This is a genomic window from Bacillus sp. J41TS8 (assembly GCF_018333035.1).
Classification (GTDB): domain Bacteria; phylum Bacillota; class Bacilli; order Bacillales; family Bacillaceae; genus Bacillus; species Bacillus paralicheniformis.
The window spans coordinates 21,965-36,956 of the sequence record NZ_BORF01000014.1 but is presented as its reverse complement, the minus strand read 5'-3'; the positions used below and the strand labels follow the sequence as shown (position 1 = coordinate 36,956).

Annotated in this window: 20 protein-coding genes; 11 read left to right on the top strand and 9 right to left on the bottom strand. The window is 46.3% G+C overall.

Features of this window, described 5'->3' with window-relative positions:
* Window positions 1-2 precede the first annotated feature (2 nt).
* The 3 genes from KI350_RS17600 to KI350_RS17590 form a co-directional block, all read right to left on the bottom strand.
* Window positions 3-581: a class I SAM-dependent methyltransferase gene (locus KI350_RS17600; RefSeq protein ID WP_026580631.1), complete on the bottom strand. Its 579-nt coding sequence runs from the start codon at window positions 579-581 to the stop codon at window positions 3-5.
* 107 nt (window positions 582-688) lie between these two features.
* Entirely contained in the window at window positions 689-1,666 is a 978-nt protein-coding gene (locus KI350_RS17595) for a glycosyltransferase family protein (RefSeq protein WP_212930549.1), read from the bottom strand.
* Between the two features lie 152 nt (window positions 1,667-1,818).
* The gene (locus KI350_RS17590; RefSeq protein ID WP_145652948.1) at window positions 1,819-2,157 is read right to left on the bottom strand and encodes a winged helix-turn-helix transcriptional regulator; all 339 of its coding nucleotides are present in this window, start codon (window positions 2,155-2,157) and stop codon (window positions 1,819-1,821) included.
* A gap of 230 nt (window positions 2,158-2,387) precedes the next feature.
* Between KI350_RS17590 and KI350_RS17585 the strand changes: the two genes are divergently transcribed.
* The 8 genes from KI350_RS17585 (at window position 2,388) to KI350_RS17550 (ending at window position 10,303) form a co-directional block, all read left to right on the top strand.
* Window positions 2,388-2,831: a DoxX family protein gene (locus KI350_RS17585; RefSeq protein ID WP_212930548.1), complete on the top strand. Its 444-nt coding sequence runs from the start codon at window positions 2,388-2,390 to the stop codon at window positions 2,829-2,831.
* Window positions 2,803-3,663 (top strand): VOC family protein, encoded by an 861-nt coding sequence (locus tag KI350_RS17580; protein WP_212930547.1) that lies wholly within the window; start codon window positions 2,803-2,805, stop codon window positions 3,661-3,663. Before KI350_RS17585 ends, KI350_RS17580 begins: the two co-directional genes overlap by 29 nt.
* Window positions 3,664-3,993: 330 nt before the next feature.
* Window positions 3,994-4,560 (top strand): NAD(P)H-dependent oxidoreductase, encoded by a 567-nt coding sequence (locus tag KI350_RS17575; RefSeq protein ID WP_212109944.1) that lies wholly within the window; start codon window positions 3,994-3,996, stop codon window positions 4,558-4,560.
* Window positions 4,557-5,168: an NUDIX hydrolase gene (locus KI350_RS17570; RefSeq protein ID WP_212109946.1), complete on the top strand. Its 612-nt coding sequence runs from the start codon at window positions 4,557-4,559 to the stop codon at window positions 5,166-5,168. Before KI350_RS17575 ends, KI350_RS17570 begins: the two co-directional genes overlap by 4 nt.
* A gap of 14 nt (window positions 5,169-5,182) precedes the next feature.
* Window positions 5,183-5,713, top strand: coding sequence for a YfiT family bacillithiol transferase (locus KI350_RS17565; protein ID WP_212109956.1), 531 nt, complete (start codon window positions 5,183-5,185; stop codon window positions 5,711-5,713).
* 347 nt (window positions 5,714-6,060) lie between these two features.
* Complete coding sequence (gene mprF / locus KI350_RS17560) at window positions 6,061-8,613, top strand: bifunctional lysylphosphatidylglycerol flippase/synthetase MprF (RefSeq protein WP_023856445.1); 2,553 nt, start codon at window positions 6,061-6,063, stop codon at window positions 8,611-8,613.
* A gap of 112 nt (window positions 8,614-8,725) precedes the next feature.
* Window positions 8,726-9,622: a PhzF family phenazine biosynthesis isomerase gene (locus KI350_RS17555; protein ID WP_146874557.1), complete on the top strand. Its 897-nt coding sequence runs from the start codon at window positions 8,726-8,728 to the stop codon at window positions 9,620-9,622.
* A 102-nt stretch (window positions 9,623-9,724) separates the two neighbouring features.
* On the top strand, window positions 9,725-10,303 hold the full coding sequence (locus KI350_RS17550) for a nitroreductase family protein (RefSeq protein ID WP_020450617.1): 579 nt from the start codon (window positions 9,725-9,727) through the stop codon (window positions 10,301-10,303).
* 33 nt (window positions 10,304-10,336) lie between these two features.
* Here the strand turns inward: KI350_RS17550 and KI350_RS17545 are convergent, their stop codons facing one another.
* The 4 genes from KI350_RS17545 to KI350_RS17530 all read right to left on the bottom strand — a co-directional run bounded on the left by KI350_RS17545 (window position 10,337) and on the right by KI350_RS17530 (window position 12,477).
* A complete protein-coding gene (locus KI350_RS17545) occupies window positions 10,337-10,531 on the bottom strand; it encodes a YfhD family protein (protein WP_020450618.1) in 195 nt (64 codons plus the stop codon).
* 68 nt (window positions 10,532-10,599) lie between these two features.
* Window positions 10,600-10,713 (bottom strand): YfhE family protein, encoded by a 114-nt coding sequence (locus KI350_RS17540; protein WP_023856002.1) that lies wholly within the window; start codon window positions 10,711-10,713, stop codon window positions 10,600-10,602.
* A gap of 67 nt (window positions 10,714-10,780) precedes the next feature.
* The gene (locus KI350_RS17535; protein ID WP_020450619.1) at window positions 10,781-11,311 is read right to left on the bottom strand and encodes a GNAT family N-acetyltransferase; all 531 of its coding nucleotides are present in this window, start codon (window positions 11,309-11,311) and stop codon (window positions 10,781-10,783) included.
* Between the two features lie 266 nt (window positions 11,312-11,577).
* Complete coding sequence (locus tag KI350_RS17530; protein WP_236808669.1) at window positions 11,578-12,477, bottom strand: TIGR01777 family oxidoreductase; 900 nt, start codon at window positions 12,475-12,477, stop codon at window positions 11,578-11,580.
* A gap of 68 nt (window positions 12,478-12,545) precedes the next feature.
* Between KI350_RS17530 and recX the strand changes: the two genes are divergently transcribed.
* The gene (gene recX / locus KI350_RS17525; protein ID WP_048350619.1) at window positions 12,546-13,337 is read left to right on the top strand and encodes a recombination regulator RecX; all 792 of its coding nucleotides are present in this window, start codon (window positions 12,546-12,548) and stop codon (window positions 13,335-13,337) included.
* 4 nt (window positions 13,338-13,341) lie between these two features.
* Window positions 13,342-13,656 carry a YfhH family protein gene (locus KI350_RS17520; protein WP_065644618.1) on the top strand — a complete coding sequence of 105 codons (315 nt, stop codon included), beginning with the start codon at window positions 13,342-13,344 and terminating at the stop codon, window positions 13,654-13,656.
* A 29-nt stretch (window positions 13,657-13,685) separates the two neighbouring features.
* On the opposite strand, the gene KI350_RS17515 is transcribed toward KI350_RS17520, so the two are convergent.
* Both KI350_RS17515 and KI350_RS17510 read right to left on the bottom strand, forming a co-directional pair.
* Window positions 13,686-13,856, bottom strand: a complete 171-nt coding sequence (locus tag KI350_RS17515) for a YpzG family protein (protein ID WP_003179922.1) — start codon at window positions 13,854-13,856, stop codon at window positions 13,686-13,688.
* A 26-nt stretch (window positions 13,857-13,882) separates the two neighbouring features.
* A complete protein-coding gene (locus tag KI350_RS17510; RefSeq protein WP_003179924.1) occupies window positions 13,883-14,032 on the bottom strand; it encodes a small, acid-soluble spore protein K in 150 nt (49 codons plus the stop codon).
* Between the two features lie 130 nt (window positions 14,033-14,162).
* Here KI350_RS17510 and KI350_RS17505 point away from each other — a divergent pair, with 130 nt between their 5' ends.
* Window positions 14,163-14,432, top strand: a complete 270-nt coding sequence (locus KI350_RS17505; RefSeq protein ID WP_026580622.1) for a YfhJ family protein — start codon at window positions 14,163-14,165, stop codon at window positions 14,430-14,432.
* The last annotated feature ends 560 nt before the right edge of the window (window positions 14,433-14,992 follow it).

The window sequence follows — 14,992 nt, the reverse complement described above, 5'->3', positions numbered from 1 at the left end:
TATTATCTTTTTTTGCAGTTCAGCACGTAAATTTCATTCTTCAGCTGTTCAGATGTTTTAATGACGACTTTTTCGCTGCCCTGAAAATCCAATATGCCGTCGTATCTTTCGATGACTTCGTCAATATGTTTGAAGTGGCGGACATGGGCGCGTGAATCATAGTTAGGCACAGAAATCACCATATCGCTTCCTTGAGGAAGACTTGATAAAAACGCTTTGTCTTTCTCGATATGCTCTAATACTTCCAGCAAAACAAAAACATTGTATTTTTGCAGCATCCGGACGATCGCCTCGTCATATACATTCCCTTCGATGAAAGTAAACGAGGGATTATACCTTTTGGCTTCTTCAAGCATTCCTTTGGAAAAATCGATGCCTAAATATTTTCTGTATCCTTTGTCATATAAAAGCTTTGCGAATCTCCCTGTGCCGCAGCCGATATCAACAATCGTTTCATCTTTGGACTCCGGCAATAGACGTGCAGCTTCTTCATACACCTTTTTCCAAGGGCTTTTTTCAAGCGGAATCAGATGTCGGTCAATAAATTGATCATAAAACTCAGCGGGCATTTCCGTTCCCATGTTTTTCACCTCGAAATCTTTTAAATCATCAGTAATAGAAATTATATGTCCGGAAAGAAAATGCGTGCGGGAACAATCCCGCCGGATAAGAAAAATGGATCCATTCATCACCGTTTCCGCTGCTCCAAAAAATCTATTATCGCGTCTGCTATTTCTTGTGCGCGCGCATGATAGGTATGCCGCGAATGAACGAGACGGTAGCCGTTGTCTGTGATACGCTGCCTTTCTTTTTCGTTTTGAAGATAGTATTTTGCTTTGTCATAAAAGTCTTCAACTTCACAAGCAATGAAATGGGTGCCGTCTTTAAAACCAAGATCGTAAATATCTTGATTTGGTTCCGCCAGCAACAGCGTTCTGCAGGCAGGAACTTCAAAAAATTTTAACAACGGATAGCGAAGGGTGCTTCCGCACGTGAAAAATATCTTGGCCCTGTTCAGTTCCTGGGCATACTTTTCATTCAAAAAAGCCTGCTTGATTTCTTCTTCATCAGTTATGACATTGCCGGGATGGGGGTGGTGAACAAACCCTTCTTCATGCTTCATGGTCTGCAGTACAGCTTCCCTAAAATGGTACTTTCCTTTTGGAGGGTATCTTTTGTTTCCTTCATGCACGAGCCCCATGAGCAAATAGTCTATCGTTTTTTTCAACTTCCAGTCCTTGAATATTTCTGGATCAACTGCCCATGGGACCCATCTGAATTTTTCTTCGTACTGGGGATATTCATTTAAAAAATGCTCTTTTGTCACTGAAAAAATTAAATCAATCTGGTTTTCTTCGAAATAACTGCTTCTGATATGTTTATTAAAATGAGAATCGATCACAAACGCACCGGTGGGGATGTTTGTATCCTTGAGCCCCCTTATGTTTGGGGATAATGAGAAGCCGTAGGCAATGTCGTAGTGGAAAATGAAATCAGGGCGAAATTGGATTTTGTCCAATATATCCGGAAGATAGCCGTCTGTATGCCAGTACATGACTTCGGCAAACTCCTCCAGAGATTTCATCATTTTATACTTTACTTCATGTTTGGGCATGGTCTTCCAAAACGTTTTAATCAGAACCAATATTTTTAAGCATCTCCGCATTTCTTTCTCCTCTCAGGATGTAATCTTTCCCTATTTAATATATGAGGATTAAAAATTGATGTTCAGGCAAGCATGAAAAAGGCGGGAACTGAAAAATATGCGGAATAAAACGGCAAAACAAAAAGGCGATGCACCTGAGATGCACGCCTTTTTTAATGATTTTCCCGTTCATTGGCGTCGTCCAGATCGATCCATTCCTGCGACCATTTTTCCATTCCTTTAAGGACCGATTCGAGCGCCTGTCCTTTTTCAGTCAGGGAGTATTCGATCCGCACCGGAGTTTCTGGATACACGTGCCGGTGGATGATGCCCTCGTGTTCGAGTTCTTTTAATCTTTCGGATAACAGCCTTCCGCTGATGGGAAGGGAAGATTCTATATGGCAAAACCGCTGCGGGCCGTTAAGAAGCTGGTGAATGATGAATCCGTTCCAGCGTTGACTTATCATTTTCATTCCTTTTTCGAATTTCGGACATAAAGATGATAGGCTCATATTCCTCACCTCTCTAGGTCTATTATAACGGTATATTAATGAATGAGCAAAGCTCATAAAATGTCTTGACGTAAGTTTGTTATTTATATATACTAACTTACACAAAGTAAGTAACGAGCGAAAAAAGGAGGACACTGCAGACTTCTTATGCGGATGATATGTTGATAGATGGGTAAAGTTGGCGTACGTCATTGGTCTTTTAAATAAAAAATAAACAAGAGGAGAAAATAATGAACAACAAATACGAATTAGGTGCATTTATTTTACGTTTGGTTACAGGTCTTACATTTTTGCTTCACGGGCTTTCAAAATTTCAAGGTGGGATTGAAAATACTGTAGGATTTTTCAGCAGTGTCGGAATTCCGGGCTTTCTCGCCTATATCGTAGCGATTATCGAATTGGCCGGAGGGGCTTTAATGATTCTCGGGCTCGGTACGCGTGTGATTGGCCTTTTATTTGCGATTGTCATGCTGGGGGCCATTTTCACTGTTAAGCTCTCCGCCGGTTTCATGGGAACGGATGGAGGCGCAGGCTATGAATTTGATGTAGCGCTTCTTGCCATGTCTGTATACTTGGGCTTGAGCGGAAGTCGGATGCTGTCCCTTGGGGAAGTGATCCTGAAATCAAGGAAAGAAGGAAAAACAGATGACGCAGCAAATTCACCCGGGCACTGAGCTCGGATATGTCAAGCTGAAGGTGAGCCGTCTTGAAAGATCGGTTTCTTTTTACAGGGAAGTGATCGGTTTTCAAGTATTAAAACGGGACGGCAAAACGGCGGAGTTCACAGTTGACGGGAAAAATCCGCTTCTGATTATTGAGGAAATTCCAAATGCTGTTGTGCTGCCTGAAAGATCGGCAGCAGGCCTTTATCATTTTGCCATTTTGCTTCCAAATCGAAAGCAGCTCGGCATGGCCGTGAAGCATTTGCTCCGCTCAGGTATCGAACTCGGCCAGGGAGATCACCTTGTCAGCGAGGCGCTTTACTTGTCAGATCCTGATCAAAACGGAATTGAAATCTACCGTGACCGCCCGCGCGAGGGATGGAAGCGTGATGAACAGGGGAACTACGTGATGGGCACGGAACCGGTTGATGTCCAAGGTCTTCTTGAAGAAGCCGATGGCCACGAATGGCAAGGTCTTCCCCCTGAAACTAAAATCGGACACGTCCATTTTTACGTCAGAGATTTGAAGCAGGCGAAAGAATTTTACCACGCTGTGCTGGGATTTGATATCACGGGAGATTATCAGCACATGTCAGCGCTTTTCGTCTCTGCCGGAGGCTACCATCATCATATCGGTTTAAACATCTGGGCCGGACAACATGCGCCATTTGCTCCACTTGATGCGACAGGTATGGCGTATTACACGGTTCTCCTCCCGAGTCAGGCGGAACTGGACCGAATCGTAAAAAAACTGAAAAGCTCAGGTTATGCCGTTGAGCATCAAGAAAACGCTTGGTTTGTTCAAGACCCGGCTTCAGGCATTGATATCAGGTTGACTGCTTGAAAAGGCGAAACTAAGGTGAAACTTTAGTTTCGCCTTTTTTTTATCCCATTCAATCAAAGGACAACAATAGCAAAGAATGAGAATAAACAGACATCAATAACAAAGATTCAGGGGCGGCAGCTGTGCTAACATGAATTTGAAAAATTGGAAATGAAACAGGGGTGAAGGTTGATGGCAAAAAGCCTGACTGGCAAGGCGAAACATCCGCCTGTCTCCGTTTTTTTACAAAAGGAAAGGGTTTTTCTATCATATGTGCTCCAAGTTCATTTTCTTTAAATTCTGCAAAATAAACAATATAATTCCATCAAAGGACGAAAAGGAGGAAGCGATATGCAGACTGCCCTTATATATGCACACCCAAATCCAAACAGTTTCAACGGGGCCATTTTAAATCAAGTCATAAAGGCGCTTGAGGATGGTAAGCATTCTTATGATGTCATCGATTTGTACAAAGACCGGTTTGATCCCGTTCTTTTATTTGATGAAAAGAAAAGGCGTTTTGATATGAAGCGCGACCCGGAAACCGCCGACCATCTGATTTTCATTTATCCGCTTTGGTGGGGCGGGATGCCGGCGATCATGAAAGGATTTATTGACCGCGTTTTTGCCGCCGGAGAAGCTTATACATATCAAGGAAAGCTGCCAAAAGGCCTGCTGAAGGCGCGCACGGCAACGGTTTACTACACGGCTGACGCTCCGTCGTGGTATTTGCGGTTTTGGCGGCGGGATGCCGACTGGGTGACGGTTAAAGATGTGATGTTGAAGTTTTGCGGCGTACGGCGGGTAAAGCGCCTGCTGTTTGCCGGTGTAAAAGACAGCTCTGAAGAAAAACGAACGCAATGGCTTGACCGTGTCTACCGGTCTATAGCTCCTGCAGATCGGGGGATCAGCGAATGACAAAGGATCTGAAATGGCTGGATTGGGCAAAGGAAATTCAAGCCATCGCCCAGGCGGGGCTGGCCTATACAAAAGATGACTTTGATCGTGAACGTTTTGAGCGGCTTCGCGAGCTGAGCTGCGAAATTATCGCCGATTATGCGGAAGCCGATTTCTCAAAAGTGAAAGAGCTTTTTGCCGGAGAATCGGGCTATCAAACGCCTAAAGTCGATGTAAGAGCCGTGATTTTTAAAGATCATAAACTCCTCCTTGTCCAGGAAAAAGCAGACGGTAAATGGGCGTTGCCAGGCGGATGGGCAGACATCGGCTTTACGCCGAAAGAAATCGCGGTTAAAGAAACGCTTGAAGAGACAGGTTTGAAAGTCAAGGCGCACAAACTTTTGGCGGTCATGGATAAAATGCGCCACAACCACCCTCCTTCCGCCTTCCACATCTATAAGCTGTTTATCGCCTGTCAGATTGTCGGAGGCAAGGCGGAAGCGGGGATGGAAACGCAAAACCTGGGGTTTTTCTCATTGGAGAATCTGCCTGAATTATCGGAAGCAAGGAATACGTATGAACAGATCGAATACCTTTTTGGAAAGCATGAGGAAGTGTATTGCGACTAAGGGAGGAACAGACAATGGATCAGTTGAAATATCCGATCGGCGCCTTTTCCAAACCGCTTGAAGCGGACGAAAAGGAACGGGAGAAATGGATCGGGGATCTGAAGCAAGCGCCGCATCTCCTGAGAAGCGCGGTGGCGGGACTAAATGAAGAACAGCTTGATACGCCGTACCGAACCGGAGGCTGGACTGTCCGGCAAGTCGTTCACCATCTCGCCGACAGCCATATGAACGGCTATATTCGAAGCAAATTGGCGATGACAGAGGAGTCGCCTTTGATCCGCACGTTTGACGAACAGAATTGGGCCGGACTTACCGATGCCAGAACGCTCGATCCGGATTTGTCGCTCGCGCTTTTGAACACGCTGCATCTGCGCTGGACCGCTTTTTTTGAATCTTTAACAGAGGAGGATTTTGAAAAAGCGTACGTTTATCCGGACACAGGAGAGAAAATGAAGCTGTATCAAGCGCTCGCTCTCTATGTGTGGCACTCACATCATCATATTGCCCATATTACAGAGCTTCGAAAAAGAATGGGTTGGAACTGAAAAAAACGCGCCGCTGCGCGTTTTTTTCAGCGTGTCGCCAAACCCTCGCATTCGTTGTCAGGCCTGCGCGTCGGTGCTCACGAATTCCAACATTCGCTGCGCTCCGATGCTCGGCCTTCCTAGACTGCAAGGGTTTTTAACTACGCTGAAGGGATGACAAAATCCCAAAACAAATAGCTGTTTTGCGATTTTGTTTACCGTTTGTTTTCAGGGGGGATGGTTAACACTAACATAACAGCAGAATCGTTGGTTTTTGCTTTTTCTAGCCGGTAAATTAAGGTAAGATATATGAGTTATCACTCAAAACGTGATGGATTTATCCTGTGATTAGAGAGAAGTGGTTTTTCATGAAAAAAAATGCGCTGGCGATTTTAAGGATTGTAATTCCGGCGGCTGTTCTTTTGTTTGTCTTTTTTCAAGCGAAAAAAGAACTGGCCGGGCTGTCTTTTAAAGCAACATTTTTGATTATCGATCAAATTAATCGGGTTGACCTGTTTATCCTTGTTTTTCTCGGACTTGCCGCCATTTTGGCGATGACATTATACGATTTTGTTCTGGTTCGCTCCCTCGGAATGAAGGTTTCGAAATGGAAGACGATCAAGGTGTCCTGGATCGCTAACTCGCTTAACAATGTTCTCGGGTTCGGCGGATTGTCCGGTGCAGGATTGAGAACGATCCTTTACAAAGAGCATGTTGATGATGTGAAGAAGCTGATCAGGGGGATCGCATGGCTTGCGTCTTCGATTCTTCTCGGGCTGTCTGTCCTCTGCCTTCTCGTCCTTGCCGGGATTCTGCCTGCCGGAGATCTGTTTACAGAAAAAGCGTGGGTGCTGCTGGCTGTTACCGGTACGGCGATAATCGCTCCCGGTACGGCCATCATTTTAATGATCAAAAAGAGGAGAAGCGCAGGAGCCGAAAAAGGCATGCGGCTTTCGGTCTTCTTTTCGTATTTGGGTGCATCTGTGATCGAGTGGTTTGCCGCTGCAGCGGTTATGTATTATTCCCTTGTAACGATGGGGGTCGATTTAGATGCGAAAACCGTTCTCGGCGTTTTTACAATTGCATCTGTAGCCGGAATGATCAGTCTCGTTCCCGGCGGATTCGGTTCGTTCGACCTGCTTTTTTTGGTGGGGATGAGCAAGCTTGGGGTTGATCAGGAAATCACTCTGACGGCGATTGTGCTTTACAGGCTTGCCTATTCGTTTATCCCTTTTGTATTCGGCCTTATTTTTGCAGCAGCCGATTTGACTGGGAATACAATGAAGAAGCTCGAAGAAAAGCCGATTATTGCCCCGGCAATAGAAACGACCAATATTCTGTTGATTTTACACAGAGCGCTGTTATTCAGACTGCTGAACGGTTCGCTTTCAGTCATCGCGTTTTGCAGCGGAGCGATTGTGATCGCATCCGTGGCGCTGCCGATTGACAGGATTACATTGATACCGAATATTCCGAAGTACATGCTGGTGTTTTTTAACGGCTTGTCCCTCAGTTTCGGCTTGATTTTGCTGATCCTGCCGCTGGAGCTTTATCGGAGGACAAAGAGATCTTATTATATGACGCTGACCGCTTTGGTTCTTGCCTTTCTGTTCACGCTTTTTAAAGGTTTTAATATTAGTGCGGTCTTCATGATTCCTGTGGTATTTGTCCTGTTTGTCCTGCTGAGGGGGCAGTTTACAAGGGAGCGGGCTGTCTACACATTCGGGCAAATCGCATGGGGAGCTTTTATCTTTCTCTTTACTTTGCTGAATTACAATATTATCGCTTCAAACATTTGGGAGGCGCTCGGCCATATTCTCGTAAAAGATTATTTCATTCACAGTGAACGTCATGTCGACTTCGCGACGTTTTTTGCATTATTTTTCGTTCCGCTGTATTTCGTTGTTTTCATCTGGACGTTTAACAGGAAAACGAAAGAGGTCGGTGAAGCTCCTGATCCGGAGAAACTGGAGGCATTCTTAAAAGAAAAAGGCGGAAACGCTTTGAGTCATTTGGGTTTTTTAGGTGACAAGCGGTTTTTTTATTCAAGCGACGGGAATGCGCTGATTCAATTCGCCAAAGTCGGCCAGCGTCTCGTTGTGCTCGGCGACCCGTCGGGCCTGGAAGGCTCGTTTCCGCTCGTGATCAAAGAATTTCTTCATACGGCTGACCAAAAAGGGTATCTTGTCATTTTCTATCAGATCGAACGAGAAGACATGGGGCTCTATCATGATTTCGGATACCGTTTTTTCAAGCTTGGAGAAGAGGCGATTGTCGACCTTGACACCTTTACAATCACCGGAAAAAAGCGGGCCGGGTTAAGGGCGATTCACAACCGCTTTGAACGGGAAGGGTATACATTTCATGTCGAACAGCCGCCGTTTTCGGCAGAATTCCTCAACGAGTTGAGGCAGGTATCTGATGAATGGCTCGGCCGAAAAAAAGAAAAAGGCTTTTCGCTCGGGTTTTTTCATGAAGATTATTTGCAGAAAGCGCCGATTGCCGTTTTAAAAAGCGAAGAAGGCGAGATCGTCGCGTTTATGAATATCATGCCGATGTACCGCGAAGGGGAAATATCCATCGATCTGATGCGCTATTCGAAGAAAGCGCCGAAAGGAATCATGGATGCGCTGTTCATCTATTTATTTCAATGGGGAAAAGAACAGGGCTACACGGCCTTCAATATGGGAATGGCCCCTTTATCGAATGTAGGGACATCGTTTCAGTCATTCTGGACGGAGCGATTAGCCGCTGTGATTTTCAACAATGTCAGCTACATGTACAGTTTTAGCGGACTGCGGTCTTTTAAAGAAAAATATAAACCGGTTTGGCGGGGAAAATATTTAGCCTACCGGAAAAACCGATCTCTCCCGGTGACGATGATCCTTGTGACGAGGCTGATCGGAAGGAGAACGAAGTGAGGCCGTTTTTTAAAACGGTCTTTTTTAGATTGCCATTGTAAGAAGCAATGAAAGGCGGTATACTGCAAATGATTGGAAGGAAAGGATCGAACTCGACAAATGGGGGATCAAAATGAAGCAAATTGAAGTATTAAGATATGACGCATTTTCAAAGAAGGCGGGTCTGGGAAACCCGGCGGGCATCGTGCTTGAAGCAGACGGATTGACCGATCGTGAAATGCAGAAGATCGCTGAACAGGCAGGCTATAACGAAACGTCTTTCCTGCTGCCGAGCGAGTCGGCCGACATAAGGATCCGCTACTTTACGCCGGGCCATGAAATGAATCTATGCGGACATGCGACTGTTGCTTCACTTTATGCGCTTCTGGAAAAAGGCGCGATCGAAGCCGGGGCGGAGTTGAAGGTCGAAACAAAAGCGGGTGTTCTTTCCGCGTATACCGCCTCTGACGGCAATCAGCGGTTTTTGGTGACGTTGGAGCAGGCGCCACCGAGTTTTCAGTCATTCACAGGAAGCAGAAGCCAACTGACGGAAGCGCTGGGGATCAGCGAAGCGGACTTTCATGAAGCATTGCCCGTTGTTTACGGCAGCACAGGGATATGGACATTGCTTGTGCCGGTGAGAGATTTGGCCGCAATCCGCAGGATGAAGCCCGTTCAAGCTGAATTCCCCAACATTTTAACCGAAATGCCGCGGGCATCAGTCCACCCGTTTTGCCTGGAGACGATTCATCGGGATTGCCAGCTTCACGGCAGGCATTTTTCATCGCCTTATTCCGGAACGAGTGAAGATCCTGTCACAGGAACAGCATCAGGAGTGATGGGCGCTTATATGAAAACGTACGGAAAGGAATTCTGTGAAGAGGGCCGGACTGATTTTCTAATCGAACAGGGCCAGGAAATGGGAAAAGACGGAAAAGTGAAAATCGAAGTTGCGGAACAAAACGGCATCATGAAAGTGCGGATGACAGGAACCGCTGTATTTGCTGAAAAGCAGAGCTTCGAGGTGTAAAACAGATACCGCCTTTTTTTAACGAGTGATGATCATTGCAAACGCCAGCGGTAAACATTATAATCAACAATGATAATCATTTTCATTTGAGGGGGCGGCCACATGAACGACACGCTGGAAATTCAAAGTATTCGCGATTGTGTCAGAAATAGAAGAACGATTCGAAAGTTTAAACAGGATCCGGTGCCGAAAGAAGTGGTGCTGGAACTCTTGGAAGATGCGGTTTATGCGCCGAACCACAAGCTGACAGAACCGTGGCGGTTCATTTATATCGGGACGGAAAGCGGGAAAAAGAAGCATGCCGACAATTTAAAAGCGGCGTTTAAAGAGCTCAAGCCGAATATGCAGGAAGAACAAATCAATAAGTTCAGAGAGCATATTCTCAGCGTTCCGGCTTTTCTCTTCGTTATTATGAAAGAAGACGAAAACGAACGGGTCAGAAGAGATGATTTTGCAGCCGTCAGCTGTTTGATCCAGAATCTTCAGCTTCTCGCTTGGGAAAAAGGCATCGGCATGGTATGGAAGAGCGGGGAAGTTCTTTCTCATGAAACATTGCACAGGTTAATGGGGCTGAAGCGCGATGAGCGGGTAGCAGCTCTCTTGCAGATCGGATATCCTGCGGAAATTCCTGAAGCGAAGCACAGGACCCCGGCAGCACAGCTACTGACCGAATTAACTTAAAGAATGAGGCCCGGGAATCCCGGGCCTCGATTATTATTTTGACTGCCGCTTTTCCGCGCGCTTATCAGCCGCCTGCATGCGGGCTTGTGCTTCGCGGTCATCCTGATCGGCGAGTTCAGCAGAATATTCCTCGTATACTCCGTCAGCTTCTCTCTTATACTGATCAGGAACTTGAGGGAGCTTTTGCTTGTTTTTGTCACGGTTTTTGTGGATTGCATTTCTGCCCATATGATCACTCCTCATCAATAATCGGCCGGTCAAGCTTTATTGTTCGCTGATCAGGCTCCCGCTATGCATTATGATTTTTCCCTTGCGGCGCGCTCAGCCCTTTTAAATTCGCGCGAATATCTGACTTCCTGCGTCTTGTTCAGAGAGGATTTAAAATGCTCCCGTTTTTTCTTGTCAGCCATCTTTTCAAGCCTCCTCAAAACCTCAGTTATTCACAGGCTGTCCGTTTCAACGGCATTTATACAAGTTTTAAGCTTCTTTTAACCGGCGGTTTTCCTCTTCAAATGTTCTCATGCTGTACAGCGTGTACATATCTTTCGGAATTTCATACAGGTGAAATGTATCGCTGCCGGCCCAGTCAAGATCAGTCTTGACGGCATAGGGGAGCTTTTCCGCCGCTTTGAGGGAGCGCATATTTGTTTTTCTGATTTTCATAAAAACGGCTTCGATTTGCTTTTCATAAAAAAGCTCGCAAAAAAACGCGTCTTTCGCCCGTTGATTCAAGCCTTTTCCATGATAAGGTTTGCCGAGCCATGTGCCAAGGAAGCCTTTTTGATCTTCGATTTCATACAAGCTGATGCAGCCGACCGGGTTTTCCCATTCATCAAGTATCGTTCGCGATATCAGCTTTCCCTGTTCTTCCTCTTCGATCATGTTTTTGACATGAAACATATACTCTTCAATCGTCTCCGCTTTATTTCTGACAAAAGGGAAGACATCCGGATGAATCATCAGTTCAAAAAGTGCATAGCAGTCGGTCAGTTCCCGTTTCTTCAGCATGGCAGCCCCTCCTTAGTTTGAGGGCGGCTTTTACAGCAGAACGGGACGCATAAATCCACCCTCGGAATTTTTTAATTTGCGGAAACAGTTGTCCGCGTATCTTGCACATCCATTAAAAAATTCGGGGTGGGAATCGAACCCACTAAAACCAGAGACCTGGTGGCGCACCATTTGCCTTCCCTGTATTGTATGCTGCTAAAAAGTTACTTACATTTTACGCAGCTGGGAAAGGAAAAGCTACAAGGCTTTTGTTGGGAAAACAGCTTTTATGTCAAAAGGTGTTGCAGGGCATCTTCCAGTTCGGGATATATGAAATGATAGCCGTTCTGAAGCGCTTTTTTCGGGAGGACGCGCTGCCCTTTCAGCACGAGCATGCTCATTTCTCCGAGGATGCCTTTTATTACAAATTCGGGAATCGGGAGCCAGTGGGGGCGCTTTCCTACTTTCGCGACGGTTTGTCCGAAGGTTTCCATCTGAACGGGATTCGGTGCCGTGACATTGACAGGGCCGGACAGCTGAGGCTGCTCAATCGCTGATAATATCATGCCGACGACGTCTTCGATATGAATCCACGGCACCCATTGCTGCCCTGAGCCGACGCGTCCGCCTGCAAACAATTGATAGGGGAACACCATTTTTGGGAGCGCCCCTCCGTCTTTTCCAAGCACCATGCCAAAACGCATCCAGACGGTGCGGATGCCAAGCGCTTCAATTGGTTCGGCTGCTTTTTCCCACGAAGCTGTCGTTCTGCTTAAAAAATCCTCAGCTGAGACGGGGGATTCCTCTGTGAATGTCTGTTCAAGACTCGTTCCGTAAATGCCGACTGCGCTCGCCTGAATGAGGGTGTTCGGCTTCTTCCGAAGACTTTGTATGATGCGGGCCGACTCCTGCACGGAGCGGAGGCGGCTTGCCGCGATTTCCGCCTTCGTTTTTTCATTCCAACGGCCGAAAAGTGATTTTCCGGCTAAATTGATCCAAACATCGATATCGGTCAGCTCTGTTTCAGGGCGGGTGCCGTTTTTTTGCCAGAGAACGTAAGAAGTGTTTTTTTGTTCGGTTTCAGCCGGTTTTCTTGTTAAAATATAGACGTGATGTCCCTGGGCGGTTAAGGCGTTTGTCAAATGCTTGCCGATAAAACCCGTCCCGCCGGAAATCGCAATCTTCATCATGATTCCTCCCTTTCATGATCATTAACCTTATTGTAAAAGAAGAAAACAAAAGAAGGGAGTTATTTATGCCATATATTACAAAGATTTCTGCCCAGAAAAACAATGAAGAACGGGTCAATATTTTTCTGGATGAAAAGTATGCGTTCAGCGTCGACCTGGACGTGCTCGTCAAGTTTGACCTGCGAAAAGGCAAAGAGCTTGATGAGCTTGATATCATTGAGATTCAGTACGGAGACGACGTTAAAAAAGGGTTCAAAAGAGCGCTCGATTATTTGTCATACCGGATGCGCTCGACAAAGGAAGTTAAAGACCATCTCAAGAAAAAAGACGTCGCAGACTCCGCGATCACAGAAATCCTGCATATGCTTAAAGGTTATAAATATTTGGACGACCGCGAATTTGCGGCTGCATATGTCAGCACCCACAGAAAAACGAGCGGCAAAGGCCCCGATGTCCTATTCAGAGAGCTTAAATTGAAAGGGATCGATGATGAACTGATTCAGGAAGCGCTCAGTTCGTTTTCGTTTTCCGATCAGGTCGAGGCCGCGGTCAAGCATGCGGAAAAAGTGCTGAAAAAAGAAAAAAAGCTGTCCTCCAAAGAGACGAAACAGGCCATCGAACAGCACCTTGTCAGAAAGGGGTTCTCCTTCGATGTCATCTCGGCCGCGCTTCAGGAAACGGATTACGAAAACGACGACAGCGCTGAAAGGGAAGCGCTTGAGAAGCAAGGGGAAAAAGCGATGAAGAGGTGCGGTTATGACGGATCATACGAAACGAAAATGAAGGTCAAACAGCATCTGTTCAGAAAAGGCTTTTCAATCGACATGATTGATCAATTTTTAGATGAAAAGGGATGAGAATATGGAGAAAAGATACAGTGAAATGACTGCACACGAACTGCACCAGGAAATCGCGGGTCTGACCGAAAAGGCAAGAAAAGCGGAACAAATGGGGATTGTGAATGAACTGGCCGTCCACGAACGAAAAATCGCGATGGCGAAAGCTTACCTTCTTGATCCGACCGATTTTAAAGCCGGCAACGTATACGAAATCGAAGATGGGGGCGACGATTTCCATATCCGCTATATAAACGGCGTGTTCGCCTGGGGATACCGTCTTTCGTCACCTGATCATGAAGAGGCTCTGCCGATTTCTTTATTAAAAGAAAAGGGCTAAGCCAAAAGCTTAAACCCTTTTCGCAAATGTTATCTTGTCCGGATGCGCGTGTTGCGCTGGAGAATGATGAGGTCCTGGGTCTGCTGCGTTTCTCCGTTTACCTGCGCGCGCGCATGCTTTGTGTTTGCCCATGGCTGCGGATAGTTTTGCGTTTTCATCTGGTTAAAATCGTTTGTATACGGTTTGCGATTTGCACACAAAAGAAATCACTCCATCCCAGAAAAGTTTAGCGTTTGCCGGAAGCCCTCATTCTTTCTTGCGGATGAGTATTTGTGCTTCCGTCAGGGCGCTTTGAAGCAAAATCATCTTTGGCCCGGGGCTCGCCTTCAAATTTATTGTTGTTCATGTTCGGAAAGCCTCTTGATTTATTTCGCATCTCTTTTAGGCTCCTCCAATCAAGTCCATAATGTTTGCGTCTTCGGTTCGGAAGACGTAAGGTTAGTATATGAAAAGGACGACGTTTTCAAAAAGAAAGTTTTTTCCTTAGGGAAAGGGGGAAAAGCCAAGTGGAAGAGTACTTTGAAAAGCTGACAAATGCGCTTCTTGAAAAAAATCATATGCTGAGTTACGCACAAGCCAGAACATGGGTTGAACTGCTGTGGGGGGATTTCGAGGCGACATTTGCAAAGGCCGGCCACCCGTACAGAGGAAAAGAGCTGACAGAGCGTGTCGTCAAAGAGTGGATTGAGCACTATGGCAGCAAGTTGCATTTATTTCAAAATGATAAACCTTATTACAAGGATCTGTTCTCCGGAGGCCGCGGGCTGCTTCATTAAGCATTTCTTTCGAAAAGAATGATTGGCGTGAAAGCGATTGTCATTGGTTCCGGATTGCCGGTGCCAGCGCCGCATATCAAAAGGAGCCCGGATGGCGCATGAAGGGCGTGAAGGCAAGGCGAGGCCGGAGCGGGAGCCGTCTGTCCGTTGAAGCGAAGACTGGTGTAAGCTTGCCTGATCAATGACCATTACATTGTGTCATTCGCCGATTCCCGGGTTGTCGGGAGGAGCCGCAAGAGGAGCGGGGTCACGGTTTCGACTGCAGCATAACGGCGTGAAGTCATGAAAAAAGCTCTGTCTGCAGCGTTCGGTCTTCCATCATGGAACAGTCGGAGAAATCAAATCCGGTTTTCACCCGATGACAAAGGGCATATTAAGGGGAAGGATTTGATTGCGGCGGCGGACTTTGACCTCCGGTTTGACAAGCGGTCCTTACGAGGTTTTCCCTGCGGCTTCTTTGGCTTTTGGTGAAGAGCAGGGGTTTAATTTGGAAAAATATGATTCAATGCGAAAAATGTCGTAAAATGGGAAAACCATTAGGCTATCGTGTTTGATTCTAA

What these genes read in the sequence shown, in the direction of transcription:
- KI350_RS17555 (WP_146874557.1), top strand. Translation starts at nt 8,726, where the DNA reads ATGAAGCAAATTGAAGTATTAAGATATGACGCATTTTCAAAGAAGGCG.
- recX (WP_048350619.1), top strand. Translation starts at nt 12,546, where the DNA reads ATGCCATATATTACAAAGATTTCTGCCCAGAAAAACAATGAAGAACGG.
- KI350_RS17510 (WP_003179924.1), bottom strand. Translation starts at nt 14,032, where the DNA reads ATGCGAAATAAATCAAGAGGCTTTCCGAACATGAACAACAATAAATTT.
- KI350_RS17550 (WP_020450617.1), top strand. Translation starts at nt 9,725, where the DNA reads ATGAACGACACGCTGGAAATTCAAAGTATTCGCGATTGTGTCAGAAAT.
- mprF (WP_023856445.1), top strand. Translation starts at nt 6,061, where the DNA reads ATGAAAAAAAATGCGCTGGCGATTTTAAGGATTGTAATTCCGGCGGCT.
- KI350_RS17595 (WP_212930549.1), bottom strand. Translation starts at nt 1,666, where the DNA reads ATGCGGAGATGCTTAAAAATATTGGTTCTGATTAAAACGTTTTGGAAG.
- KI350_RS17575 (WP_212109944.1), top strand. Translation starts at nt 3,994, where the DNA reads ATGCAGACTGCCCTTATATATGCACACCCAAATCCAAACAGTTTCAAC.
- KI350_RS17600 (WP_026580631.1), bottom strand. Translation starts at nt 581, where the DNA reads ATGGGAACGGAAATGCCCGCTGAGTTTTATGATCAATTTATTGACCGA.
- KI350_RS17585 (WP_212930548.1), top strand. Translation starts at nt 2,388, where the DNA reads ATGAACAACAAATACGAATTAGGTGCATTTATTTTACGTTTGGTTACA.
- KI350_RS17535 (WP_020450619.1), bottom strand. Translation starts at nt 11,311, where the DNA reads ATGCTGAAGAAACGGGAACTGACCGACTGCTATGCACTTTTTGAACTG.
- KI350_RS17570 (WP_212109946.1), top strand. Translation starts at nt 4,557, where the DNA reads ATGACAAAGGATCTGAAATGGCTGGATTGGGCAAAGGAAATTCAAGCC.
- KI350_RS17520 (WP_065644618.1), top strand. Translation starts at nt 13,342, where the DNA reads ATGGAGAAAAGATACAGTGAAATGACTGCACACGAACTGCACCAGGAA.
- KI350_RS17580 (WP_212930547.1), top strand. Translation starts at nt 2,803, where the DNA reads ATGACGCAGCAAATTCACCCGGGCACTGAGCTCGGATATGTCAAGCTG.
- KI350_RS17530 (WP_236808669.1), bottom strand. Translation starts at nt 12,477, where the DNA reads ATGAAGATTGCGATTTCCGGCGGGACGGGTTTTATCGGCAAGCATTTG.
- KI350_RS17565 (WP_212109956.1), top strand. Translation starts at nt 5,183, where the DNA reads ATGGATCAGTTGAAATATCCGATCGGCGCCTTTTCCAAACCGCTTGAA.
- KI350_RS17590 (WP_145652948.1), bottom strand. Translation starts at nt 2,157, where the DNA reads ATGAGCCTATCATCTTTATGTCCGAAATTCGAAAAAGGAATGAAAATG.
- KI350_RS17545 (WP_020450618.1), bottom strand. Translation starts at nt 10,531, where the DNA reads ATGGGCAGAAATGCAATCCACAAAAACCGTGACAAAAACAAGCAAAAG.
- KI350_RS17540 (WP_023856002.1), bottom strand. Translation starts at nt 10,713, where the DNA reads ATGGCTGACAAGAAAAAACGGGAGCATTTTAAATCCTCTCTGAACAAG.